This is a genomic window from Halorhabdus utahensis DSM 12940, from assembly GCF_000023945.1.
In the GTDB taxonomy this organism is placed as follows: Archaea; Halobacteriota; Halobacteria; order Halobacteriales; family Haloarculaceae; genus Halorhabdus; species Halorhabdus utahensis.
This window is the reverse complement of sequence record NC_013158.1, coordinates 571907-593928: the sequence shown is the minus strand read 5'-3', so window position 1 is coordinate 593928 and position 22022 is coordinate 571907. Positions and strand designations below refer to the sequence as shown.

Sequence of the window (22022 nt, the reverse complement as noted above, 5' to 3'; positions counted from 1 at the left end):
TTAGAACGAACGTGATTATCGAGCAATACATCTGTATGCAGATAGGTCCAATACCACAAGAGTAGTATAGACGCTCCGATACGTCCACTTCTGGTCAATCTGGCGGGGTAGTTGAGAGATTGGGATTTCCAATCCACGCTCCCGTTTTTGTAGCCCTGATAAGTTTTATATCCAATCTATTAAATTATAATACTATGACTGATAGAAGACGATTCCTCAGCCTCTGTAGCATTGCTGGGACTGGTGTTCTCGCTGCCTGTATCAGCAATCGCGAGGGGAAAGAAACGCAATCGCGTGACCTGCCGACCAACTTTTCTGAGACAGCGATCAAATCACCAACGGAGTCACCAACCCCCACTACGTCACTCACGGAAACAAATGAAGTGAAAACACAAGCAGCTAAAGTGTATCCCACCGATGGCGACAGTGGTGACTGGTTCGGCCGGTCAGTAGCAATGTCGAGTGAGGGGGCCACTGCTATAATCACCACGCTCTTTGAGGAAGGCACCAACGGCGATGGAGCAGGCTCGGCATACATATTCGAAACCAGTGGCGAGTCCTGGGATCAACAAGCCAGACTCACCCCTGATGATGGCAACAGTGAAGACTGGTTCGGCAGATCTGTGGCCATGTCGAGTGACGGGACCACTACGATTATCGGGGCCACCGGCGACGAAGATCCCAATGGCGATTTAGCGGGCTCGGCGTACGTCTTCGAAGACAACGACAACTCATGGGGTCAGCAGGCTAAACTCACCCCTGGCGATGGCGACAGAGAAGACTTCTTTGGCGTGTCAGCGGCAGTATCAAGTGACGGGACTTCTGCTATTATCGGGGCCCATAGGGACAAGAACTCCAACGGCGAGGAGGCGGGCTCGGCGTACGTGTTCCAGGACCGTAACGGATCCTGGAGCCAGCAGGCCAAGCTCACTCCAGTTGATGGCGACAGTGGAAATAGATTTGGTATGTCAGTGGCCATGTCAAGTGACGGGACCAGGGCAATCATTGGTGCCCAGAATCATGACCCTTCTGATGGTGAGATTGCAGGATCGGCGTACGTGTTCAAGGCCGACGACGGATCTTGGAGTCAACAAGCCAAACTCACGCCTGACGATGGCGAGAGTAACGACGGATTCGGCTCGGCAGCGGCAGTATCGGGTGACGCCACGACTGCAATCATTAGTGCCCACAGGGACAAGAACTCCAACGGCGAGGAGGCGGGTTCGGCGTACGTGTTCCAGGACCGTAACGGATCCTGGAGCCAGCAGGCCAAGCTCACTCCGGATGATGGCGACAGTACGGACTGGTTTGGCTCCCCAGTGACACTGTCAAGTTCTGGAGCCACTGCCATTATCGGCGCTTCTCAAGACGAGGACCCAAACGGCGAACAGGCAGGCTCGGCATACATCTTCGAGGCAAATGGCGGATCTTGGAGCCAGCAGGCCAAACTCGCCTCAGCTGATGGCGACAGTGGAGACAGATTCGGTGTATCAATGGCAGTGTCTGATGATGCTACCACCGCACTCATTGGTGCCCCCCACGACGAAGATCCAAACGGAAAACGAGCGGGTTCGGCTTACGTGTTCACCTTGTAGGCGAGACTGTACTTGTGTTGGGAATCGCCGTCTCCCATGAACTATTGCCCCAGCGGTCACTTTACTCACTATACTGAGCACTCGGGTGTGACTACCCTTGGAAGAAACGCCGTGCAAGATGCGCACGGTGGAGCTACTGCCTCACCAAACGTCTTATTACATTCTACAACTATCTATTACACATGCCGATCAACATCGATCGATTCGAGAGCGGTCCCGAGGACGCTCTCGATATTCAGGAGGGGACACAGCCACACACTGTTCTCACCTTCTTGGCAACCAACGACGAGCAAGCGTTCACACAGACCGAAATCCACGAAGCGACAGACATCCCCCGGGGGAGCGTCGGAGTCGTCCTGTCCCGTCTCGAAGACCGTGGACTCGTCCGACATCAGGGGCGCTACTGGGCGATTGGGGACGATGAACGCCTGGCCTCGTACGCTGGACAGCAGGCTGCAAGCTCCGCCTCGACGACAGACGACTATTACGGTGCGGCCGAGGAATGACGGCGTCCGAGTATGCTCGCGGGACGGTGGTGAAAGGGCCTGACCTCTGGGTCCACACGAGTATCGACCATACGTCTGCCTGAGTACTGATACCCCGCCGTTTCGAGACGAAGAAGCCGTCTATGCGGTCGTCACGACGACACGACGCTCAGTAGCGATCCCACTCGCCGACACGGACTTCACGAGTGGGGGACTTCCCCGTGAGAGCTACGTCAATCCGTGGGTCCTCGTCACGATCAAACACGCTGACATTCACGAGATAGAAGGCCAACTGGTAGCGGACACTGTTGAACAGATTGCACGTGAAGCAGCGACTCACCTTGGTGCGCTGGACTGATAGTTCAGTTCGCTCATTGTAATTTTCAAACCCCTGAATTTAATCGTCTCACGCCCTAAAGGACGATCCGTTCGATTGTCGAACGAGAGTCCTTCCCGCCCGTAGCGGATTTTTGCGGTCATAATCACCCGACAGCATCGGGGTGATCTCCGACCGAACAGAGCGCCGGATGCTTTCGTTCGAAGGGCGAGCGGCCGAGTGGGTGTCACGAGCAAAGAACTTGCCGCGTGAGCCACCACAACCTTTGAGAACGGTTCGATAATCCGATCGAAATCGATACAAGGCTCCCGGAAGGTGAGGTGACACATGTCCGAAATAGCGCGGACGTATTCGGCGGTGTTTGCCCCCGAAATCTTCGTGCTGCTCTGTAGCCTCTGTCTCATCGGATACGAATGGCGCACGTCCGCCAGTAACTCCCTCGTGGGACTCGGCAAGCGTCTCGGAGTCCTCGGGTTTGGGTGGGTCGTGGCATTCGCAATCTATCAGGGAGTCCCGCACGTCGTGGGACCACTCCCGGAGTGGGGGGTTGACGCAACGGGCAGTGCGGGGTTGGCCATCGGCATGCTGGCGATCTGGCTGGGGTGGCGCATCTGGAACTGGGGGGACATCATCCCCGAGTTTGCACTTCTTCTCGTGGCGGTGACGATCCCGCACCTTCTCATCACGCCGTTCTGGGATATTTCGAGCCACGTCCTGTATGCGATGACACCGGCTGGCTACCTGTTGCTGGTTGATCGACGATTCCTTCCGCTCAGTCTAGTGGCGCTCGGTATGGTCGTCGCTCGGCCACTTGCCGATGCACATACGTGGCTCCAGTCAATCGGCGGATTGGCGCTCGCCTTGGCGTTCTTCATTGCTCTTGCTGGAGTCGACTCTCGGGACGGGTCGACACTTGCTCTGGTTGGGGAGTGACGCCCTACGAGCACACCGGTATATCGTGCGGATTACTTTCCCGTGAATCATTTCGGCGTCGCATCTGCTGGTCACCTACCGTCGCTGGTGTCCCGCAAATCACGTCGATTCAGCACGTACCAGAGAGAGACACCCAGTCCGATGACCGGAAAGATCCCGGCGACTGCGAACCACCGTAGATCGCCGTTCTCGGACCGTTTGACGTCGATCTCCATGCCGACCCAGAGGAAAAACTGCAGGAGTAGCAGGACGATGAAACCCGAGGTCACGATTCCACTCATTTCCGTGACTATTTTCGTTTGGATAGCTGATAAATATTCGTCACGGTGATGAGCGGTGTGCTCGGATCTGGCATGGGTGGGACAGGGCTCGCTTCGGAAAAACAACGAAGCGGAACTGACTAGCACACTGATTGTGGCAAAGGGAGTATAGCCGTATATATCACTGATTGTTATGGCAATATTTCTCTTTCTAGCCCTGGATATTCATATTCGAATATTATCCCGTTTCCCGCTGAAAATATTGCCCCTGTAACATTCATCCGGCGTCCTCGGTATTGTCCCCGTCGTCAGCGTCCTCGTACCGTTCGCGGGTCATCTCGAACCCGCGTTCGGCCTGTTCGTACGTCTCCCGGAGGTCCTCGATCGGCGTCTCGGTCGCGTCCACACGGAGGTCGTTGTAATAGGGGTCCATCGAGCGGTCTTCGGTCGTTTCGACGATCAGCGCGGCGCTCTGGACGGGCAACTCCTCGCGTTTGTCGCCACCCTCGGCGTGACCGGCCGCCAGCGCGTCGATCAATCGCGCCGCAAGTGGACGGTCGACGTCCGCGTCGGGGCCGAGTGGCGGCGCGCTGTCTTCGTAGGTCGCCGCCGCTTCCTCGATAACCGACTCGCCCGTCAGGAGGTTCCCGGCGACGGTGAAATTGTTACCGACGCGGTCGCCATACCAGGGTTTGCACTCCTCGCCTGAGAACGTGAACTCCCCCGCTGTGCCGACGCCGTGGACCTGGCGCTGTGGCCGTCCGTCGTCTGCGTTGAGCAGCGCTTCGAGCGCATCCTCGACGGCAAGCCCGTCGTCGAGATACTCGACGCCTTTCCGGCCAAGTTCGACGTTGACGTGACTCTGGGTCGCGACGGCCCCGTGTTCGCTGGCGAACGGACACAGCGTTCCGACTCCCGGGAGACGTGTCGTCACGGCAACCCCGAATCGAGTCTGGTTGGTCCCGTTCTCGTCGGTGTACCGTTCGCGAACACAGATGCTGAACGTCATGTGCGTGAACTCAAGCGGCCTCCTCCTCAGTGTTTGGGGCCGCTCCAGTGTCCTCGATGGGCCATTCCGTTCGAGTGGGTGACCATCGGCCGGCCAGACGCGGCAATATATGTGAATGGTTGAACGACAACGATGGACTTAACAATACCCTCCCGGAAGTGGACGTATGTCAAATTCGGTCAATCCGTTCGAGAGCTTACAGTCACAGATCGACGACGCGTCGGCGTCCCTTGATGCCGGCGACGACGTCCTGGAGAGCCTGAAACACCCCCAGCGCGTTCTGGAGACGACGCTCACTGTCGAGATGGACGACGGGAGCCTCGAGACGTTCAAAGCGTTCCGATCGCAGTTCAACGACGCCCGCGGCCCATACAAGGGTGGTATCCGCTATCATCCGGGCGTCAACCGCGACGAGGTCAAGGCGCTGTCGGGCTGGATGGTTTATAAGTGTGCGACGGTCGGGATCCCGCTCGGCGGCGGCAAGGGCGGCATCGTCATCGACCCGAGCGAGTACTCCGAGAGCGAACTCGAGCGCATCACGCGAGCCTTCGCGGTGGAACTTCGACCGCTGATCGGTGAGGATCGAGATGTTCCCGCGCCGGACGTCAACACCGGCCAGCGCGAGATGAACTGGATCAAGGACACCTACGAGACACTGGAGAACACCACCGAACCCGGTGTCGTCACCGGGAAGTCCCTCGACAGTGGCGGCAGCGAGGGTCGCGTCGAGGCGACCGGTCGCTCGTCGATGCTGGTCGCCCGCGAGGCCTTTTCGTACCTCGATCGGGACATCAGCGAGGCGACCGTGGCCGTCCAGGGCTACGGCAACGCGGGCTGGATCACCGCCGATCTGCTCGAGGATCTCGGGGCCTCGATCGTCGCCGTCTCGGACTCCTCGGGTGCGATCCGGACCGACGGCGAATTCGATGCTCGCGCGGTCAAAGACCACAAGCGAGAGACGGGCAGCGTCGTCGGCTACGCCGGTGCCGACGAGGAACTCACCAACGACGAACTCCTGACGCTGGACGTCGATATTCTGGTGCCGGCGGCACTCGAAAACGCCATCGACGAGGAACTCGCCGCCGATGTCACGGCGGACGTCATCGTCGAAGCAGCCAACGGGCCGCTGACCCCGAAAGCCGACGAGGTTCTCGCCGACGAGGATGTCCTGGTCATTCCGGACATCCTGGCAAACGCGGGCGGCGTCACCGTCTCGTACTTCGAGTGGGTGCAGAACCGCCAGCGCAACTACTGGAGCGAGGAGCGCGTCAACGAGGAACTCGAAGACGTGATCGTCACTGCCTTCGATGATCTCGTGTCCGCTTACGAGGACGAAGACCTCGCGACGCTGCGGGTTGCAGCTTACGTCGTTGCCCTCCGTCGTGTGCTTTCGGCGAGTGAGCAGGCAGGCCACTGGGGCTAACACGGCTACTTTCACTCACCACGGTCGATCCGCTGAGCCGCCCGTGACGTTTTGCCGATCCGCCTCCTAACTGGTGTATGTCCACTTACGAGCGATCAGTCCACGTCGACGCCCCGTTCGAAGACGTCTGGGAGTTTCACTCGACGATCGACGGGCTGGACGCCCTGACGCCGGGCTGGGTCAATCTCCGAGCCGAATCCGTCCGTGGCCCCGACGGCGAGGAAGATCCCGACGAAATGATCGTCGGCACGACGGCGATCGTGTCGCTTCGCCCGTTCGGCGTCGGGCCACGCCAGGAGTCGACGACACGGATCGTCGAGCGCGAACGGACGGGCGGCGATGGACGAGAGACGGGCTATTTCGTCGACGAGATGTCCGGTGGCCCCTTCGCCCACTGGCGACACACCCACCGTTTCGAGGCCGTCGAGGGTGGGACGCGAATCACTGATCACGTCGAGTACCGACTGGCTGGTGGCGCGCTCGGCAGGCTCGCGAGCCCGCTCGCAGTGGTCGGCTTCGCGCCGATGTTCCGGTATCGCCATCGAGAGACGAAGCAGCTTCTGGAGTGAGAAGCCTCCAGCGGGCCGCCGTCGGCATCGGCAACCCGCAAGGCGTAAGCGAATTGCCCGCGATCACCCGGCGTGTCGCGTTCGTTCGTCGATCGGATCGAAAGCGCCCCGCCGCTCGCGGGGCTGTCGGTCGCGGTGCTTGCGGTCTCGACCAGTGCCATTCTGATCCGCTGGAGCGCCGCCCCGTCGATCGTCGCCGCGTTCTACCGCGTCCTCCTTACGACGTTATTGCTCGCGCCTGTCGCATGGTGGCGACAGCGATCGGCGTTTCGGCGGCTTGCGTGGCGCGATTTGGCCGGCGGTGCGCTGGCAGGCGTCGCCCTGGCGATCCACTTCGCCGCCTGGTTCGAGAGTCTGGCGTGGACTAGCGTAGCTGCCTCGGTGACGCTCGTGCAGTCACAACCGCTGTTCGTCGCTGCCGCCGCGCCGCTCCTGCTGGACGAGCGGGTCGGTCCTCGAACAGTCGCCGGGATCGTCGTCGCCGTCGCCGGAATCGCGGGGATGTCGGCCGCGGATCTCCTCGGTGTGGGGGTTCTCGGTCCGAACCCGCTGTACGGTAACGCGCTCGCACTGCTCGGTGCGCTCGCGATGGCGGGGTACGTCCTCGCCGGGCGGTCGATCCGCCAGCGGCTGGCGCTGTTGCCGTACGTGATCGTCGTCTACACGGTCGCTTCGATGACCCTGCTCGTCTTGCTCGGTCTCCAGGGTGCGCCGCTCGTTGCGTATCCCCCGCGGGAGTGGCTGCTCTTTCTCGGCATGGCAGTCGGTCCGGGGGTGTTCGGCCACACGGTCGTCAACTGGGCGCTGGGTCACCTCGAATCGAGCGTCGTCAGCGCGTCGCTGCTGGGCGAACCCCTCGGCTCGACGGTGTTGGCGCTCGTGTTGCTTGGAGAGATTCCGGGGGTTGCCACCGTCGTCGGTGGTGTCGTCGTCCTGATCGGGATTGTGGTGACCGCGCGTGCCCGACAGCAGTAGCCGTCGTCGTTTCACCCCGTCGCGACTTTCTCGATCTCGCCTTTCACGGCGGCCGCGTCGAAGTCGTGATCCGGGCGGATCGTCACGAAGTCAAGGAAGTCCCGGGCGGTGAGCAGCGTCTCGGCGCCGAAGATTTCGACGGCGAGCCCGACAGTCTCGGCCGGACCCAGCAGCGGCGAGAGCACGCCCAGCGCACACGCGATGTCGTACGCTCGGGCGTCCGCGATGTCGCCACGGACGCTCGTCGCGTCGATGAAGTAGAGTTCGCCCTCGACGACGAGGACGTTCTCGCTCCGGAGATCGCCGTGGGCGAGCCCCGCCTGATGCATCCGATCCAGCGCCACGAAGAGGTCCGGTGCGAGTTGACGGGCGGTGGCGACCTCGACCGCTTCGAACGTCCGGAATGCCGGAACGTATTCGAAGACGAGCACACCGTAGTCCGCAACCTCGAAGGCCTCGACCGGCTCGGGGACGTTGACACCGACCGACTGCATCCGCTGGGCCGCTTCGAGTTCGTGTTCGGCCATCTCGAGTGGTGTCCCGAAGTGTTCGAAAAACCCCTCGGTCCCGCTGGTGAACGCGCCGAGATTGCGACCGGTCGTCAACAGTGCGTGGACCAGCGAGTGCTGTCTGGAGATGATCTTCACGAAGTACCGATCGTTGACGACCAGTGGCACCGACAGCCAGTTGTTGGCGTCCAAAAACTCGACGCGGCCCGCGGGCTCGTCGTAGCGATCCAGGACGGTCTCGACGATCGCTTCGAGCTGTGGCCAGGCGATCTGCCCGCGCAACAACCGACGGACGGCCATACGCCCATGCCGGCACCCAGCGTCAAAGGCTTTCCGTCGTCACTCGCCGTCGGCCTCGAACTCCTTGGCCAACAGTCCGTAACGATACACGTCGATTCGCTCGCCCCGGACGAACGCGTGATCACGGAAGACGCCTTCACGCTGGAATCCCACGGCTTCGAGCAGCGCCTGGGAGGCATCGTTGTCCGGATAGACGTTGGCATAGATCTTCTCCAGACGACGGTCCTCGAACGCGTAGCGGACCATCCGACGCGTGGCATCGGTCGCGTAGCCGTTGCCCTGCTCGTCCGGGTGAACGTAGTAGCCGAGTTCGGCGATCCCCCAGACGTCCATCATTTCGTTGAGGCCAACTGTCCCGACTGGCTCGCCGTCCACACACATCAACAGGTGGACGTCATCGCTGTCGCCGAGACTTTCGATCCACTCGCGCTCCTGCTGGTTATTCAGTGGTTCGTACGCCCCGAGCGTCGGCCAGACCTCGGGATGGTTGATCGTCTCCGCGAGGAACTCGGCGTCGTCGGTCTCGATCGGTCGCAACGTCACGGTATCGCCTCGGAGGAACGTCGGCCCAGGCATGGACTGTCGATCTATCCGATCGCTCACAAAACTGTCGGTCTCGGGGAGCCGACAGTACTCGCGAAACTGATGCCGACAGTACTCGCCGAACCCGACACCGCAAAGGGCGACCCGCCCGCAGGAAATATATGGGAACTTCGCTGGACTCGCGGTCAGCACAGGCCACGGAAGTCATCGAACGATTGCACGACGCCTACCCAGATACCACAATTTCGCTCACCTTCTCGAACCGACTGGAACTGCTGGTGGCGGTCGTCCTTTCGGCACAGTGTACCGACGAGCGCGTCAACGAAACGACGCCCGAACTCTTCGAGACATACCAGACGCCGGAAGACTACGCCGCCGCCGACGAGGAACAACTCGCCGAGGACATCTACGGCATCACGTTTCACAACAACAAGGCCGGCTACCTCAAAGGGATCGGCGAGATCCTCGTCGAAGAGCACGACGGCGAGGTACCGGATACGATGGACGCGCTAACTGCCCTGCCAGGCGTCGGTCGGAAGACCGCGAACGTCGTCCTCCAGCACGGTCACGACGTTGTCGAGGGGATCGTCGTCGATACGCACGTCCAGCGACTCACCCGTCGCCTGGGACTCACCGAGGAGGAGCGTCCCGATGCCATCGAGGACGATCTGATGGAGATCATCCCTGAAGACGAGTGGCAGGCGTTTACTCATCTCATGATCAGCCACGGTCGGGCCGTCTGCACGGCACGGAATCCGGACTGTGGGGACTGTGCACTCGAAGACGTCTGTCCGTCGTCGAAACTTGACAGTGACGTGGATCTCGCGAGCGGCGAGGCCTGGGAGTGACGGGTGCTCGCCCGGCTGTGGCACGTATCGTCACCCGAGTGGTTGGTACTTGATAACGTACCGGACGATCCCCGTCAGGTAGGCGAGGATCCAGAAGCTCGTGTACCCGACGACGCCGATCCGAAGGCGTGCGCGCCAGTGGCCCAGCTCTAGGTCTGCCGTCTCCGCTTCGAGGTCATCCAGATCGAAGGACGAAGCGCGACGATACGCCTCGGAGGCCCACTTCGCCCGGAGGATGCGGACGATTCCGGTCCCAGCCAGCGCGAAGAAGGCGTAGGCCTGGAGGCCGAGGAACGCATGCACGACAGCGAAGCCCGAAACCTGACTCCAGAGCTTCGGGATCATCCACCACACGAGCGGGACAGTCGTCAGCGCCAGCCCGAGCCCGACGACGGCGAGGTGGGTTCGAAGCACCCGCCAGGTGACGGGATCGTGGACGATCATCAGCCAGGCACCGTAGAGGAAACAGGGGAGACTGAGCGAGACTGCAAGCACTACGATCGTTGCGATCGCGTCGTCGCCGAGCGTCGGCACGATCCCGTCGATCGCATCGGTCACGCCGTCGACTAGCAGTACCGTCGCCGCGAGTGCCCCGTGGCTGGCCATCGAGTGCAGTTCGGCCGGCGGCCGTTAAAACGCGTCGGAGCGATGGGCCAGCACTCTCTATCCCACCGGCCGAGTCAGAGAACACCCGGACAGATCATACTGCCTATCAGAAACGGTAAGCATCCACGGGCCGTATGCGATCCCGATGGCTCCTGCCGAGTCCACGAACGATGCACCTGCGGGCGACAGCGAGCCGTCGCTGTCGGAACTTCGCGAGCAGGTCGAGGAGAAATACGACTTCGAATCCTTTGGACCGGCCGAGATGGACGAGATGGACCGCGAGGAGTGGGAGGCGGCCTTCGACACGGAGACGTGGATCACCGGCGAGAAGTTGCTCGACCGCCTCGAAGCCGACCTCCGTCAGCGCGTCGCCGATCGGGACGTCTTCGCTCGGATCGAGCGTGAGGACGACCGGTTGCTTGCGTACTCCGACGAGAGTTACGCCGTCGTCTACGGTGACGGTTCCGTCGAGGGAGAGGGCACGGTGCGCCGGGACGTCGAGCCGTCGGTGGCGTTGTGCTCGATGGACTCCTACGACGTGCCCGACCCGCCGAGGGGTGACGTGCTTCCCGACCCTGACGAGGTCGAGGAGGGCGACGGTGAACTCGGCAACGTCATGATCCAGTTGCTCTCGATCGCCCAGTTGCTCGGGGGAGTGGTGTTGCTCGGGTACGGCTTTCTGGGCAACGGGATCGCGTTCGTCGCCGGGTTGTTCCTGCTGGGAATCGGACTCTTCCTGCTGGTGGTAGTCGCCAACGCTCGCCTGTCGGAGGCTTTCCGCGCTGACGCCTACCGAACGCGCCTCCGGCAGATGGGGGCCGAGGGCGACGAGCGGCCGGCGTTCGTTCCCGATGATGACGCGGAACTCGCCGCCGGGAGTGTCCGACAGCCCGAACCGAACCAGGACGGCGATCGGCCACGTGAACGGGCGTCGACCGACGACACGGTAGTGGGTGATACCGATGCGGAGTGACCGATCAGCACGGCCGATGGGCCGATCGATCGTCCCGGTTCGCAGTGCGCTCGATTCGCCAGGGGTAACCGGTAAATGGAACCGTAATTGGCGGTTTTATACAAACACAACTCTGAGTGTGGATACACATGCATAGACGGGACTTTCTCCGATCTGCCGGGACGGTGACCGGCGGGGCAGCAGCCGCTGGGGCGGTTGGCTCCGTCGCCGCCCAGGAAGACGGCTCGGGCGGCGCCCAGCCGGATTATGGCGGGTGGTTTTCGGGCGTGAGCAACTTCTCATCGACAGAGGACCACCGGGGCGAGGATGAGGTCACGGTCGAAGTTGGTGTCGAGGCCAATCAAGGGTACTTCGGGTTTGGACCGGCCGCGGTGTGGGTGGATCCGGACACGACTGTCACCTGGGAGTGGACGGGGCGGGGCAACGCTCACAACGTCGTGGCCGAGGACGACTCGTTCACATCGGGGTCGGCCGTCGCGGAGGCTGGCACGACCTACGAACGGACGTTCTCGGAAGCGGGGATCCACAAATACTACTGTAAACCCCACGAACTGAACGGCATGAAAGGGGCGATCGTCGTCGGCGACGACGTGCCTACTGTCGCGGCCGGTGCGTCGACGCCGGTCAACCCCAAGCACATGGGTGTTCCGTTTCAGCCCCATTACGTCGGGATCGCCACGCTGCTGGGTATCTCCTCGACGCTCGCGTTCACGTTCTACCTGCTGAAATACGGCGAGTCCGCACACACGAGCGGGGGGAACAACTGATGTCCTCCGGCAGCACCTACGGCGACATCCACCGCTACGAACCGCCACGGGAGAGCGCGGCCGCCGCCGTCGCGATCGTGCTGTTGACGCTCGTCGAGATCGCGCTTGTCGGGATCTTCACCTATGGCCTCATCAACGGCTGGGGCATCGCAGCGAACGACGGCGGGTTCGGGAACATGTTTCTCGGGACCGTCCTCGCGACGATGTTCGTCAACCTCGCCTTTATCCTGCTTTTGTACCGCAAGGAGTTCCTCCCCGATGTCATGATCGTCAAGAAGCGACGCCGCAAGTGGGAGGATCTTTACATCCGTGAGGAGGACGCCGACGGCGAGTCGCTGACTGACGGCGCAACGGAGAGTTTCAAACGCGCGATCTACCCCTATTACAAACGATAACCATGGCACACGAAGACAAGTATCCAAACGAATCGGGCCGCCGGCGCTTCGTCAAGGGCGTCGTCGGATCGGCCGTTCTCGGCACCGTCGCGACCGGCGGCGCGACCGCCATCGGGCTGACGACGGCACCGTCGGGCGTCGGCGGCGGGATCACGCCGTACATCGGCATCAAGAACACCGACGGGCCGGCCCCGCGCGGGATGCCGATCGTTCCGGTCGAGATCCAGGATGACGACACGATCGCTGGCGTCTGGCCGGACACCCAGGAAACGACTGTCCAGGGCCAGACCGTCACCGTCGCCGAGATGGACCTGGGCGGGACGACGTATAGCTCGACGTGGTTCCAGTACTGTGGCGTCCAGACGTACGCCGGAATCAGTCCTGACGCCGATCAGGACGACGCCTTTCGCTCGTCTTCGGGGACCTACGACTGGCAAAGCGACATCGAGGACGGGCAGGCGCTCACCCTGTCTGATTTCGATGATTACGAGGAATGGGGCAACGACATCGGCGAGTCGGGCCTCGGGAAGCCGGCGTCGGCGGGCTGGCGCTCGGAGGGCGACAACGTCCAGACGATCCCGGTCCAGGTGCTCCGCAGCCCTGAAGTCTCGAAAATGGTCAACGGTGAGGGCGAGTACAGCGAACTATCGCCCGACGTCCGGTCGTTCCTCGACGCCGCGACCGAGGACGACGTGATGGCCTGGCTCAACAAGTGTACACACTTCTGCTGTGTGCCTGGGTTCAAGGCGTACGGCGGGAGCGAACGCTTCAACGCCGAGAACGAAGTCTACTGTCAGTGCCACCAGTCGGTGTACGATCCGTTCCAACCAGTCCAACGACAGTTCACGGCGCTGCCGCGCCCGGGGGAATGATTAGATGAGTCTCGAACGTCCCGACGATCACGACCACGACGCCTGGATGGAGAAGCGGGACTTCTCGCGGGTCGAACGCATGTACCTGACAGTCCTCATCTGGTTCGACAAGCGACTGCGGATCGTCGATTACCTCGAAATTCTGGAAGGCCTGTACTACAAGGTCAACATGCAGATGCCAAAGAGCCACACCGAGCAGTACGGGCTCGACAACAAGTTCTGGTACTGGTATCCGCTGTACGCGCTGGGCTCGTTCTCGACGCTCGCGTACATCGTGGCGGCGATCTCAGGTGCCCTGCTCGGGTTTTACTACTCGCCGGGTGCGCTGGGCGCGTCGGGCGATCCGACGATCGCCTACGAGTCGCTCACGTTCATCATGACCGACCTGAACTTCGGGTTCATGCTCCGGAGTATCCACCGGTGGGCGGCCCAGGTCATGGTCGCCGCCGTCTTCCTCCACATGCTGCGGGTGTACTTCACCGGCGCGTACAAGGAGCCACGCGAACTCAACTGGCTGCTCGGCATCGTCCTGATTAGCCTGACGCTGCTGTTTGGCTACTCGGGGTACCTGCTGCCGTGGGACCAACTCGCCTTTTGGGCCGGCCAGATCGGCGTCGAGATGTCATTATCGATCCCACTCATCGGTGAGTGGGTCGCCCAGCTCATCTTCGGTGGGTTCACACCGAACCCGGCGACGCTCCAGCGGATGTACATCCTCCACGTGTTCTTCCTCCCGTTCGTGGTCACCACGTTGATCGCCGTTCACATCGCAATCGTCTGGATGCAGGGCATCGCCGAACCGCACTAACCATGACCGAGCACGATTCACCCGACGACGGAGTCAGCGAGCAACCGACCGACGAGGACCCCGTCCGGACTGACGAGACGCCCGTCCGGACCGATGGCGGTGAGACGGGGATCGTCCCGCCGGACGACGAGACGCCGACCTGGAGCGAGCGCAAGGAACGCCGGCAGGGGCTCGCCCGGACGACCTACGAGTATTTCGAACGCTCACGCCGCGAGGACCAGGATCTCCGTGAGGAGTCGGATTACGTCGAACGCGACGTGCTGGGATTTCCGACCTGGCCCCACGAGGTCGTTCGGAACCTCGCGCTGACGAGTTTCTTCGTCGGCATGCTGGTGTTCCTGGCGGCGGCGCTGCCGCCACACATCGGCGCGCCGGCCAACTCCGGGGTCACGCCCCCGACGATCCTGCCGGACTGGTATCTCTACTGGTCCTTTGGCCTGCTAAAGCTCGGGCCGCTGAACCCCGACCTCGCGCTGCTTGGCGACCAGAAGCTCATGGCCGACCGGACGTTCGGCGTGCTGGCGAACCTCGTCGTCGTCGGTGCGATCGCCGTCGTACCGTTCATCAATAAGGGCAGCGCCCGTCGCCCGGTCGAACAGCCGTTCTGGGCGGCCGTTGGGGTCTTCGGCGTCATCCTCTCGGTGACGCTCGCAGCGCTGTCGATCAAGAACCTCCTTCCCCTCGACTCGCATCTCCTGTTCGACCTGACGTTCCTGCTGCCGTTCGTGGGCGCGTTCATCACCTACGCGGCGTTGAAGTCGATGCGGGAGGGCTACATGTTCGAACTCAACCGCCGGTACTACCGGCTTCGTCCACCAAAATGACAATGACGTACGCAACTCAATCCGCCGGGACGCCGACCGAATCGACGGCGACCGACGCCGGTGCCGAGACCGACCAGGCCGAGAGTACTGGAGCCAGCGATGCGGGCCGCCGGGATGTCATCGTCCCGCTTCGCGTCTACAAGGCCGTGACGGTCTTCTCGACGCTGTTTGCGATTCTGGCGATCGTCGTCGGGTTCGTCGTGCTCGATACGGCGACCAACCGCGGCATGGCTGCGGTTTCGGCGATCGATCCGCTGCTGGCGTTGCTGGGGCTCGGCTCGATCCTCTTCGGTGCGGTCGTCTATGCGTTCTCGACACGGTTCCGTACTGAAGGCATGGCCGGTGAGGGAGGTGAGACGGATGGCTGACGAGTTCATGAAAGGGTTCGGTATCCTGGTGACGGCCGGGCTCGGGTGGCTGGTCGTCGCCGGCTGGTACAAGACGCCTTCCTTCCAAGGACCACAGCTCCTTGGCACCTACCCGGAGAACCCCGACTTCTACACCCAGATCGCCATGGTCGTCGGCGAAGGGCTGTTTTACTTCGCGATCCTGGGGGCACTCGCCTTCTGGGTGCTCGTTCCCGCGATCAATCAGGCCCGTGAGGCCTACGCCGATCGAAAATAAGACGGCTGTCTCCGTTTCTGGACCGGCTATCGGAGTCTCTCAATGGGTCGAAGCCATAGCCAGAGGCCAATCAGGAGGGTCGCGACGACGCCTCCGAGAAGGGGCCACGGGGAATGTAACGCCACCCAGGCGACAACCAGCCCGAGGAGAACGAGCCAAACTAGCCGGAGGCTCCAGTCCCCCGAGCGGATCCGCAACAGCCCAATCGTTGTCACCACAATACCGAGCAGGAAGATCGGTCCAACGATCATGATGCCCCAGCCGAGCCCCGCATCGTGGGCGAGCATCGCGTAACACTCTCCCTGGTATTCGATCGGCGTTCGCATGATGGCGTCTGTCACGTACTCGAAATCCGGAGCCGACTGCACCGAATAATAGCTCCCATCGGCTTCCAGCGTACTCCTGAAGATGTCCTGCCCGGTCGCCGAAAGGTTCGAATACGTCGTGTTGTCGCTGAAGCTCATCCAGTCCTCACAGTCCCCAAGTTCATACGAATACTGTGCGGCACGGAACGTGTACCAAGCTGCGGCGAGAAACAGGAGCACACCGACGGCGACAGCGGCGATCCCTGCCTTGGCTTTGCGTGCCGTTTGAATGGGATTGCGAGCCCGAGACAGGAGGCCCACCCCGGCAAGGACCGCAAGCCCGGCAGCGCCCAGACATATATACGTCAGTGTGAACGAGGGCATGATAACTGAACGACACCAACTCGGTATAAGTTTTCTGTCTGACGAATCGTCGTCGAGAAAAATCGATACCCGCTACCGGATCAGATGACTGCGTTCCAGGCCGGGGCGACGATGAAGAACAGGCTCTGGTAGCCGACGTATCCGAGCATCAACAGCGACGCGGTGATCGCGCCTTTCGGCCGGTCGAGGGTAACCTCGCGGCGAGCTTCGGCCTTGCGCGCCTCGAACTCGAAGAAGTCCGTCAGAAAGAGTCCGAGTACAAGCACCGTGGTGACGAACCCGCCGTGGTGGTGTAGCGTCAGGTAGTAAAACGACGCCAGGATGAGCAGGCCGTTCGAGACGACGTGGGGCAGGAATCGCGACACTGCATCGGCTCCCCCACTCGCCGCCTGGCTGACGTGACGTCTGTGGGCTAGTATTCGCGTGACCATATTGACGACAGCCAGCACCAGCAAAAGATACACAACGTTGTTCCCGAGGAGTGTGTCCAGTGGCCCGAACAGCGAAACGGATACCATGGTTGAGCCCACGTGCGGTGTTCATTAGAGTGTTTTCAAACCGGTACTCTTGCCGGCAAGTCGGGTGCCCCCGCCTGCGAATCATTCGAATCTCTCTGCGATTGGATTCCGACCGCTCCGCGACAAGTATCAGGCTACGATTGGCTGCACGTTTTCGGCAAGTGGCTGTTCAGGTACGATCACGATCGATGTCGAACGGCGGGTCACTTTCCGGGAGCGACACCACAGCAAGCGTCTCGCCCCGGCCGACCGAGAGTCGGTCCTCCGGGCCGACTCGACCGTAGGTTCGATCGTCGACCAGGAGCGACACGGGCGCTTCGTCACGCCTGATCGACATTGACAGGGCAGGGCCACTGTCGGGAAGCGATAGCGTCCAGTGATCTTTGGTCGTCGAGAACATGCCGACTGGCACGACCGCGAGGACCTCGGCAGCCGGATCGAGGACCGGGCCGCCTACGCGGCGGGCATAGCCCCGACTCCCGGCCGGTGTCGTGATCACGACGCCGTCGGCCCGGAACGTGGCAACTGCGTCGGCGGGCGTCGAAAGCGAATACTCCGAGATGTGGGCCGGTTCGCTGGTCACCAGCATGACATCAGCCAGCGCCGTCTCGACGTGTTCATCGTTGACGCGTACGTCGAGGGTTGCGGTTTCCCGGAGGGTGTAGTCCCCGTCTCGAACCCGTTCGATGGCAGACTGGAGGGCGTCTGCAGGAACGCCGCCGAGTCCGCCATCGACCGCGACCGGGAGAATCGGCGTCTGGCATCCCTCGCGGGCGAGGTCGAGTACGGCTGCTTCACCGACGGCAATCACGGCTGTGGCTTGTTCATTCGTCTCGGCAGGTGATCCGGGAACGACCTGGACACCGACCGATCTGACGAGCTCCCCGACGACACCGGCGTCGTCACCGACGACGGTGACTGGCCCAGCGCCCAGCTCCTCACTCATCACTCGAACTGTCGCCGGTCGCGGCCAAAAACCCTCCGCACCAGGGTGATATCCCCACCACGCGATGGCTCGTCGTTCGTGATAGCCGGGAGCACAGCGAAGGTGAGCGCTCGCTCTCTGAGTATGCCGTTGTCTTCGACGAGCGATTCGCCGTCTCTGCGCCCTCGGTGATCGATCTCGGCGTGTGGGTGCTCCGCGATGATTTCGAACAGCCGCCAACCGGCGACTATTGTGGGGGCCAACATATATACCACCGATGGGAGCAAGGTACCACTATGACCGACGATAGTGTCGAATTCTCGCGTCGGGCGCTCCTTCGTGCCAGTGGCGCGGCTGCTGGCGGCACGGCAGCCATTGGTGGCGTCGGCTCCGCCGCGGCCCAGGAAGGTGGCAGCGGCCAGATCGATTACAGCGGGTGGTTCTCGGGCGTGAGCAACTTTTCATCGACAGTCGACCGCCGTGGCGAAGACGAAGTCACGGTCGAAGTTGGTGTCGAGGCCAATCAAGGGTACTTCGGGTTCGGGCCGGCGGCGGTGTGGGTCGACCCCGATACGACCGTCACCTGGGAGTGGACGGGCCGTGGCAACGCTCACAACGTCGTGGCTGAGGACGACTCGTTCACATCGGGGTCGGCCGTCGCGGAGGCCGGCACGACCTACGAACGGACGTTTTCGGAAGCCAGGATCCACAAATACTACTGTGAACCCCACGAGTTGAACGGCATGAAGGGTGCGATCGTCGTCGGCGATGACGTGCCGACGGTCGAAGTCGAAGGTCCGAGCGGCCCAGTCGTCCCCGAGAGTGCGAAGCTGTTCGGCGTGACGTCCGGGTTCGCGATGACTGCCGTGTTGGGACTGGCGTATTTCTTCATGAAGTACGGTGGTGACTACGGCGACGTCGAGTGAGGGTCGCCGAGTGTGCCGAGGGCGGTCGTTTTTCCGCAGCCCTCCGTTGCTCACGGTGTTCGATCGGCAGATCGGGGCTTTCGGGCAGGTCGACGTCTCGTCTTTCGGCGCACAGTTCGTGTGGCGAACCAGTGGCTCGGACCTGGAGGCCCGCCGGTGTTATCATCTTCTATAACTTGCCAGGAAGCTTTATGTCGTGATAGTGCCCAGATATACCAAGCGCCGTCAGTTTGGCGGACACTGAGTCCCCCGGTGGCGGCGACATACCAGAGACACAGATAAAATCAGCGAACAAGTCACGGACGATGATACAGTGAGTCCGGCTATCGCTGCTCGAAATCCAGGAAAACAATGAATCCAATAACATACTTCAGAGACGACGAATCGGGCGTGTCACCAGTCATCGGCGTGATCCTGATGGTCGCCATCACGGTGATTCTGGCGGCCGTCATCGCGACGTTCGTCCTCGGGCTGGGCGAACAGATCAGCGATACGGCACCGTCCGCGACGTTCACGTACGATCACGACGGTAGTAATACGCTTACGATCACTCACAGCGGCGGCCAGTCGCTGCAGTCGGCCAATATTGATATAAAAGCCTCAGCTGGGAGTCCGGGAACTTGGACCGCATCTGAGATATCTGCCGGTGACTCAATAGACGTCACTGGGATATCCTCGAGTGACACTGTCCAGGTCATCTGGAACTCACCTGACGGCGATCAGACGGCCATTCTGAGCGAGTGGTAAGCGATATTTAACCCCACTCTGTTTTCTTGTTTTCACGGCGAGTAGCGATAGCGTCTCACCTCTTTGGTACGTCGGCAGGCGACAGTAACATCTCGATCTCGACGCCGCTGATTTCGGTACGCCTATAGTCGTGACCACGAACCACACACCAATGTCAGACGACTCCGACGATTCGGGGACGTTCGGCGACTACGGCGGTCGCCACGTGCCCGATCCGCTCATGGAACCGCTCGCACAACTCGCCGCCGCGTTCGAGGACGTGGCCCTCAGCGACGACTTCCAGGACGAGTTTCGCGACCACCTCGAACACTTCGCCGGGCGGCCGACGCCGCTGTATCACGCCGAGCGACTCTCGGAGGCATACGGCGCGGAGATCTACCTCAAACGTGAGGATCTGCTCCACGGTGGCGCACACAAGCTGAACAACACGCTCGGGCAGGCGCTGATGGCGAAGAAGGCCGGCAAGGACCGGCTGATCGCCGAGACCGGTGCGGGCCAGCACGGTACCGCGACGGCGATGGTCGGCGCGATGCTGGATTTAGACACCGAGATCTACATGGGTGAGAAGGACGTCGCCCGCCAGCGGATGAACGTCTTCCGGATGCGGCTGATGGGCGCGGAAGTGAACGAGGTCACCCGCGGCGGGCAGGGGCTCGCCGACGCTGTCGACGCGGCACTGGAGGACTTCGCCCAGAACGTCGAGGATACTCACTATCTGGTGGGTTCGGTCGTCGGTCCCGATCCGTTCCCGCGGATGGTTCGGGAGTTCCAGTCCGTGATCGGCGAGGAGGCACGCGAGCAGATCCGCGACCGCATCGGCGGGTTGCCGGACGCTGCGGTCGCCTGCGTCGGTGGCGGCTCGAACGCGATCGGGCTGTTCGACGCGTTCCGTGACGACGACGTGGCCTTTTACGGCGCGGAGGGTGGCGGTGAAGGATCCGACTCAAACCGACACGCCGCGCCGCTGGCCGATGGTGAAGACGACGTCCTCCACGGGATGAAGACCCGCGTCATCGACGATGAGACGGAGGTCCATTCCGTCTCGGCCGGGCTTGATTATCCGGGCGTCGGTCCCGAGCACGCGATGTTCCGGGCCGTGGGTCGATGTGACTACCGCGGGATCACCGACGACGAGGCCCTGGAGGCGTTTCGGGAGTTGAGCATGCTCGAAGGGATCATCCCGGCCCTGGAAACGAGCCACGGGCTTGCGCTGGCGAAACAGATCGCCGACGAGCACGACACGATCCTCGTGAACCTGAGCGGCCGGGGCGACAAGGACATGGAGACCGCCGCCGAGCACTTCGATCTCGGATAGCCAGAACTTCGGTCGTCGCTGTAGCGGCCCCGCGACGGGTGTAATGACTTTTCCACCCCCGTCACGAACTATTCGGACATGCTCGAAGACACGAACGTCGTCCTGGGTGTGACGGGGTCGATCGCGGCGGTCAAGACCGTCGAGTTGGCCCACGAACTCCGCCGACGCGGGGCGACGGTTCGGGCGGTCATGACCGGGTCGGCGACGAACATCATTCACCCCTGGGCGGTCGAGTTGGCGACCGATGGCGAGGTCGTCACCGAGATCGGGGGTAGCGTCGAGCACGTCACCTTCTTCGGCGAGGATCCGTGGGGTGACGTGCTCCTGATCGCGCCCTCGACGGCCAATACTGTCGGGAAGATTGCGAGCGCAATTGACGACACGCCGGTGACGACCTGCGCGACGACAGCGTTGGGTGCCGGCATTCCGGTCGTCATCGCACCCGCGATGCACGAACCGATGTACGACCACCCGGGTGTCCTTGAGGCGATCGAGCGCCTCGAATCGTGGGGCGTCTCCTTCGCTGACCCACGGATCGAAGAGTCGAAGGCCAAGATCGCGAGCGAGGAATCGATCGTTCTGGAGACGGCCCGGGCGGCCGGCGAGCGCCCCCTGGAAGGGAAGGAGGTCGTCGTCACCAGCGGCGCGACGACGGAGTCGATCGACGCGATTCGAACGCTGTCGAACAGGGCGTCGGGGACGACTGGCCGGGCGATCGCGAAAGCCTGCTACGTCCGCGGGGCCGATGTGACACTCCTTCACGACGGGCCGAACGTGCCCTATGCCACAGTCGAATCAGTCGAGAGTGCGGCGGAGATGGTGGCGGCTGCCGAAGAGCATGCGCCAGCCGCAGACGCGCTCGTTTCGGCGGCGGCGATCGGCGACTACACTGTCGAGCAGCGGGCGGGGAAGATCACGTCGGGACAGGACGATCTCACACTCGATCTGAAACCGACGCCGAAACTCCTCGATCGGGTTCGTGAGCGCGCGCCGGACCTGGCGATGGTCGGGTTCAAACTGGAGGCTGACGCCAACGACGAATCGCTGACCTCGGCAGCGCGCGATCTGCTGTCGCGGGTCGATCTGTCGTTTGTGGTCGCTAACGATGTGGGGGCCGCTGGTGGTGAAGAGACGCGGGCATTGCTCGTCCGGCCGGAGACGACTGAGGACTTCCAGGGGTCGAAAGCGTCACTCGGTGGGCGGATCGCCGAGGAACTCGCAGTCGAGCTTCCGGAATAACCGTCGCC

At 62.2% G+C, this 22022-nt stretch carries 28 protein-coding genes and 1 pseudogene; 20 read left to right on the top strand and 9 right to left on the bottom strand.

What is annotated here, in order from left to right; translation table 11 throughout:
* Positions 1-194: 194 nt before the first annotated feature.
* The 4 genes and pseudogenes from HUTA_RS02925 (at position 195) to HUTA_RS02915 (ending at position 3350) form a co-directional block, all read left to right on the top strand.
* Entirely contained in the window at positions 195-1595 is a 1401-nt protein-coding gene (locus tag HUTA_RS02925) for an FG-GAP repeat protein (RefSeq protein ID WP_015788362.1), read from the top strand.
* Positions 1596-1777: 182 nt separating this feature from the next.
* Positions 1778-2101 (top strand): helix-turn-helix transcriptional regulator, encoded by a 324-nt coding sequence (locus HUTA_RS02920; RefSeq protein ID WP_015788361.1) that lies wholly within the window; start codon positions 1778-1780, stop codon positions 2099-2101.
* Positions 2098-2438, top strand: a pseudogene (locus tag HUTA_RS16080) (hypothetical protein). Before HUTA_RS02920 ends, HUTA_RS16080 begins: the two are co-directional and overlap by 4 nt.
* Positions 2439-2744: 306 nt before the next feature.
* Complete coding sequence (locus HUTA_RS02915; RefSeq protein ID WP_015788360.1) at positions 2745-3350, top strand: hypothetical protein; 606 nt, start codon at positions 2745-2747, stop codon at positions 3348-3350.
* 71 nt (positions 3351-3421) lie between these two features.
* On the opposite strand, the gene HUTA_RS02910 is transcribed toward HUTA_RS02915, so the two are convergent.
* Complete coding sequence (locus HUTA_RS02910) at positions 3422-3631, bottom strand: hypothetical protein (protein WP_015788359.1); 210 nt, start codon at positions 3629-3631, stop codon at positions 3422-3424.
* 256 nt (positions 3632-3887) lie between these two features.
* Positions 3888-4619, bottom strand: coding sequence for a DUF1028 domain-containing protein (locus HUTA_RS02905; RefSeq protein ID WP_015788358.1), 732 nt, complete (start codon positions 4617-4619; stop codon positions 3888-3890).
* 166 nt (positions 4620-4785) lie between these two features.
* Here HUTA_RS02905 and HUTA_RS02900 point away from each other — a divergent pair, with 166 nt between their 5' ends.
* From HUTA_RS02900 to HUTA_RS02890, 3 genes are all read left to right on the top strand, one after another.
* Positions 4786-6042 carry a Glu/Leu/Phe/Val family dehydrogenase gene (locus HUTA_RS02900; RefSeq protein WP_015788357.1) on the top strand — a complete coding sequence of 419 codons (1257 nt, stop codon included), beginning with the start codon at positions 4786-4788 and terminating at the stop codon, positions 6040-6042.
* A gap of 77 nt (positions 6043-6119) precedes the next feature.
* Positions 6120-6611, top strand: a complete 492-nt coding sequence (locus HUTA_RS02895) for an SRPBCC family protein (protein WP_015788356.1) — start codon at positions 6120-6122, stop codon at positions 6609-6611.
* Positions 6612-6683: 72 nt separating this feature from the next.
* Positions 6684-7586: a DMT family transporter gene (locus HUTA_RS02890; RefSeq protein WP_015788355.1), complete on the top strand. Its 903-nt coding sequence runs from the start codon at positions 6684-6686 to the stop codon at positions 7584-7586.
* Positions 7587-7597: 11 nt separating this feature from the next.
* On the opposite strand, the gene HUTA_RS02885 is transcribed toward HUTA_RS02890, so the two are convergent.
* Both HUTA_RS02885 and HUTA_RS02880 read right to left on the bottom strand, forming a co-directional pair.
* Complete coding sequence (locus HUTA_RS02885; RefSeq protein ID WP_015788354.1) at positions 7598-8395, bottom strand: RIO1 family regulatory kinase/ATPase domain-containing protein; 798 nt, start codon at positions 8393-8395, stop codon at positions 7598-7600.
* Positions 8396-8434: 39 nt separating this feature from the next.
* Positions 8435-8971 carry a GNAT family N-acetyltransferase gene (locus tag HUTA_RS02880; protein ID WP_015788353.1) on the bottom strand — a complete coding sequence of 179 codons (537 nt, stop codon included), beginning with the start codon at positions 8969-8971 and terminating at the stop codon, positions 8435-8437.
* Positions 8972-9099: 128 nt separating this feature from the next.
* On the opposite strand from HUTA_RS02880, the gene nth reads away from it, so the two are divergent.
* Positions 9100-9786: an endonuclease III gene (gene nth, locus HUTA_RS02875; protein WP_015788352.1), complete on the top strand. Its 687-nt coding sequence runs from the start codon at positions 9100-9102 to the stop codon at positions 9784-9786.
* A 30-nt stretch (positions 9787-9816) separates the two neighbouring features.
* Here the strand turns inward: nth and HUTA_RS02870 are convergent, their stop codons facing one another.
* Complete coding sequence (locus tag HUTA_RS02870; RefSeq protein ID WP_015788351.1) at positions 9817-10392, bottom strand: DUF7321 family protein; 576 nt, start codon at positions 10390-10392, stop codon at positions 9817-9819.
* Between the two features lie 145 nt (positions 10393-10537).
* On the opposite strand from HUTA_RS02870, the gene HUTA_RS02865 reads away from it, so the two are divergent.
* The 8 genes from HUTA_RS02865 to HUTA_RS02830 all read left to right on the top strand — a co-directional run bounded on the left by HUTA_RS02865 (position 10538) and on the right by HUTA_RS02830 (position 15655).
* Positions 10538-11365 carry a DUF7319 domain-containing protein gene (locus HUTA_RS02865; RefSeq protein WP_015788350.1) on the top strand — a complete coding sequence of 276 codons (828 nt, stop codon included), beginning with the start codon at positions 10538-10540 and terminating at the stop codon, positions 11363-11365.
* Between the two features lie 128 nt (positions 11366-11493).
* The gene (locus HUTA_RS02860) at positions 11494-12132 is read left to right on the top strand and encodes a halocyanin domain-containing protein (RefSeq protein WP_015788349.1); all 639 of its coding nucleotides are present in this window, start codon (positions 11494-11496) and stop codon (positions 12130-12132) included.
* Positions 12129-12527 (top strand): DUF7318 family protein, encoded by a 399-nt coding sequence (locus tag HUTA_RS02855; RefSeq protein WP_049941164.1) that lies wholly within the window; start codon positions 12129-12131, stop codon positions 12525-12527. Before HUTA_RS02860 ends, HUTA_RS02855 begins: the two co-directional genes overlap by 4 nt.
* 2 nt (positions 12528-12529) lie before the next feature.
* On the top strand, positions 12530-13399 hold the full coding sequence (locus HUTA_RS02850; protein ID WP_015788347.1) for a cytochrome b: 870 nt from the start codon (positions 12530-12532) through the stop codon (positions 13397-13399).
* 4 nt (positions 13400-13403) lie between these two features.
* A complete protein-coding gene (locus HUTA_RS02845; RefSeq protein WP_015788346.1) occupies positions 13404-14207 on the top strand; it encodes a cytochrome b in 804 nt (267 codons plus the stop codon).
* A 2-nt stretch (positions 14208-14209) separates the two neighbouring features.
* Positions 14210-15031: a cytochrome b family protein gene (locus HUTA_RS02840; protein WP_015788345.1), complete on the top strand. Its 822-nt coding sequence runs from the start codon at positions 14210-14212 to the stop codon at positions 15029-15031.
* Positions 15028-15399 (top strand): DUF7315 family membrane protein, encoded by a 372-nt coding sequence (locus HUTA_RS02835; protein ID WP_015788344.1) that lies wholly within the window; start codon positions 15028-15030, stop codon positions 15397-15399. The genes HUTA_RS02840 and HUTA_RS02835 overlap by 4 nt, the downstream gene beginning before the upstream one ends.
* Positions 15392-15655: a DUF7314 family protein gene (locus HUTA_RS02830; RefSeq protein ID WP_015788343.1), complete on the top strand. Its 264-nt coding sequence runs from the start codon at positions 15392-15394 to the stop codon at positions 15653-15655. The genes HUTA_RS02835 and HUTA_RS02830 overlap by 8 nt, the downstream gene beginning before the upstream one ends.
* Positions 15656-15681: 26 nt before the next feature.
* Here HUTA_RS02830 and HUTA_RS02825 read toward each other — a convergent pair whose 3' ends face one another.
* The 4 genes from HUTA_RS02825 to HUTA_RS02810 all read right to left on the bottom strand — a co-directional run bounded on the left by HUTA_RS02825 (position 15682) and on the right by HUTA_RS02810 (position 18053).
* On the bottom strand, positions 15682-16344 hold the full coding sequence (locus HUTA_RS02825) for a hypothetical protein (RefSeq protein ID WP_015788342.1): 663 nt from the start codon (positions 16342-16344) through the stop codon (positions 15682-15684).
* An 80-nt stretch (positions 16345-16424) separates the two neighbouring features.
* Positions 16425-16862 carry a DUF7313 family protein gene (locus HUTA_RS02820; protein WP_015788341.1) on the bottom strand — a complete coding sequence of 146 codons (438 nt, stop codon included), beginning with the start codon at positions 16860-16862 and terminating at the stop codon, positions 16425-16427.
* A 169-nt stretch (positions 16863-17031) separates the two neighbouring features.
* Entirely contained in the window at positions 17032-17808 is a 777-nt protein-coding gene (locus HUTA_RS02815) for an NAD(+)/NADH kinase (RefSeq protein ID WP_015788340.1), read from the bottom strand.
* A complete protein-coding gene (locus tag HUTA_RS02810; protein ID WP_015788339.1) occupies positions 17808-18053 on the bottom strand; it encodes a hypothetical protein in 246 nt (81 codons plus the stop codon). The genes HUTA_RS02815 and HUTA_RS02810 overlap by 1 nt, the downstream gene beginning before the upstream one ends.
* 30 nt (positions 18054-18083) lie before the next feature.
* On the opposite strand from HUTA_RS02810, the gene HUTA_RS02805 reads away from it, so the two are divergent.
* The 4 genes from HUTA_RS02805 to coaBC all read left to right on the top strand — a co-directional run bounded on the left by HUTA_RS02805 (position 18084) and on the right by coaBC (position 22014).
* Positions 18084-18713 carry a halocyanin domain-containing protein gene (locus HUTA_RS02805; protein WP_015788338.1) on the top strand — a complete coding sequence of 210 codons (630 nt, stop codon included), beginning with the start codon at positions 18084-18086 and terminating at the stop codon, positions 18711-18713.
* 351 nt (positions 18714-19064) lie between these two features.
* Positions 19065-19460 carry a type IV pilin gene (locus HUTA_RS02800; RefSeq protein ID WP_015788337.1) on the top strand — a complete coding sequence of 132 codons (396 nt, stop codon included), beginning with the start codon at positions 19065-19067 and terminating at the stop codon, positions 19458-19460.
* A gap of 151 nt (positions 19461-19611) precedes the next feature.
* A complete protein-coding gene (gene trpB / locus HUTA_RS02795) occupies positions 19612-20775 on the top strand; it encodes a tryptophan synthase subunit beta (RefSeq protein WP_015788336.1) in 1164 nt (387 codons plus the stop codon).
* Between the two features lie 78 nt (positions 20776-20853).
* Positions 20854-22014 (top strand): bifunctional phosphopantothenoylcysteine decarboxylase/phosphopantothenate--cysteine ligase CoaBC, encoded by a 1161-nt coding sequence (gene coaBC / locus HUTA_RS02790; protein WP_015788335.1) that lies wholly within the window; start codon positions 20854-20856, stop codon positions 22012-22014.
* Positions 22015-22022 lie beyond the last annotated feature (8 nt).

What these genes read in the sequence shown, in the direction of transcription:
- HUTA_RS02825 (WP_015788342.1), bottom strand. Translation starts at nt 16,344, where the DNA reads ATGCCCTCGTTCACACTGACGTATATATGTCTGGGCGCTGCCGGGCTT.
- HUTA_RS02820 (WP_015788341.1), bottom strand. Translation starts at nt 16,862, where the DNA reads ATGGTATCCGTTTCGCTGTTCGGGCCACTGGACACACTCCTCGGGAAC.
- HUTA_RS02845 (WP_015788346.1), top strand. Translation starts at nt 13,404, where the DNA reads ATGAGTCTCGAACGTCCCGACGATCACGACCACGACGCCTGGATGGAG.
- HUTA_RS02910 (WP_015788359.1), bottom strand. Translation starts at nt 3,631, where the DNA reads ATGAGTGGAATCGTGACCTCGGGTTTCATCGTCCTGCTACTCCTGCAG.
- trpB (WP_015788336.1), top strand. Translation starts at nt 19,612, where the DNA reads ATGTCAGACGACTCCGACGATTCGGGGACGTTCGGCGACTACGGCGGT.
- HUTA_RS02850 (WP_015788347.1), top strand. Translation starts at nt 12,530, where the DNA reads ATGGCACACGAAGACAAGTATCCAAACGAATCGGGCCGCCGGCGCTTC.
- HUTA_RS02860 (WP_015788349.1), top strand. Translation starts at nt 11,494, where the DNA reads ATGCATAGACGGGACTTTCTCCGATCTGCCGGGACGGTGACCGGCGGG.
- HUTA_RS02895 (WP_015788356.1), top strand. Translation starts at nt 6,120, where the DNA reads ATGTCCACTTACGAGCGATCAGTCCACGTCGACGCCCCGTTCGAAGAC.
- HUTA_RS02920 (WP_015788361.1), top strand. Translation starts at nt 1,778, where the DNA reads ATGCCGATCAACATCGATCGATTCGAGAGCGGTCCCGAGGACGCTCTC.
- HUTA_RS02865 (WP_015788350.1), top strand. Translation starts at nt 10,538, where the DNA reads ATGGCTCCTGCCGAGTCCACGAACGATGCACCTGCGGGCGACAGCGAG.
- HUTA_RS02800 (WP_015788337.1), top strand. Translation starts at nt 19,065, where the DNA reads ATGAATCCAATAACATACTTCAGAGACGACGAATCGGGCGTGTCACCA.
- HUTA_RS02880 (WP_015788353.1), bottom strand. Translation starts at nt 8,971, where the DNA reads ATGCCTGGGCCGACGTTCCTCCGAGGCGATACCGTGACGTTGCGACCG.
- HUTA_RS02835 (WP_015788344.1), top strand. Translation starts at nt 15,028, where the DNA reads ATGACAATGACGTACGCAACTCAATCCGCCGGGACGCCGACCGAATCG.
- HUTA_RS02905 (WP_015788358.1), bottom strand. Translation starts at nt 4,619, where the DNA reads ATGACGTTCAGCATCTGTGTTCGCGAACGGTACACCGACGAGAACGGG.
- HUTA_RS02810 (WP_015788339.1), bottom strand. Translation starts at nt 18,053, where the DNA reads ATGTTGGCCCCCACAATAGTCGCCGGTTGGCGGCTGTTCGAAATCATC.
- HUTA_RS02830 (WP_015788343.1), top strand. Translation starts at nt 15,392, where the DNA reads ATGGCTGACGAGTTCATGAAAGGGTTCGGTATCCTGGTGACGGCCGGG.
- nth (WP_015788352.1), top strand. Translation starts at nt 9,100, where the DNA reads ATGGGAACTTCGCTGGACTCGCGGTCAGCACAGGCCACGGAAGTCATC.
- HUTA_RS02900 (WP_015788357.1), top strand. Translation starts at nt 4,786, where the DNA reads ATGTCAAATTCGGTCAATCCGTTCGAGAGCTTACAGTCACAGATCGAC.
- HUTA_RS02815 (WP_015788340.1), bottom strand. Translation starts at nt 17,808, where the DNA reads ATGAGTGAGGAGCTGGGCGCTGGGCCAGTCACCGTCGTCGGTGACGAC.
- HUTA_RS02840 (WP_015788345.1), top strand. Translation starts at nt 14,210, where the DNA reads ATGACCGAGCACGATTCACCCGACGACGGAGTCAGCGAGCAACCGACC.
- HUTA_RS02885 (WP_015788354.1), bottom strand. Translation starts at nt 8,395, where the DNA reads ATGGCCGTCCGTCGGTTGTTGCGCGGGCAGATCGCCTGGCCACAGCTC.
- HUTA_RS02915 (WP_015788360.1), top strand. Translation starts at nt 2,745, where the DNA reads ATGTCCGAAATAGCGCGGACGTATTCGGCGGTGTTTGCCCCCGAAATC.
- HUTA_RS02870 (WP_015788351.1), bottom strand. Translation starts at nt 10,392, where the DNA reads ATGGCCAGCCACGGGGCACTCGCGGCGACGGTACTGCTAGTCGACGGC.
- HUTA_RS02925 (WP_015788362.1), top strand. Translation starts at nt 195, where the DNA reads ATGACTGATAGAAGACGATTCCTCAGCCTCTGTAGCATTGCTGGGACT.
- coaBC (WP_015788335.1), top strand. Translation starts at nt 20,854, where the DNA reads ATGCTCGAAGACACGAACGTCGTCCTGGGTGTGACGGGGTCGATCGCG.
- HUTA_RS02805 (WP_015788338.1), top strand. Translation starts at nt 18,084, where the DNA reads ATGACCGACGATAGTGTCGAATTCTCGCGTCGGGCGCTCCTTCGTGCC.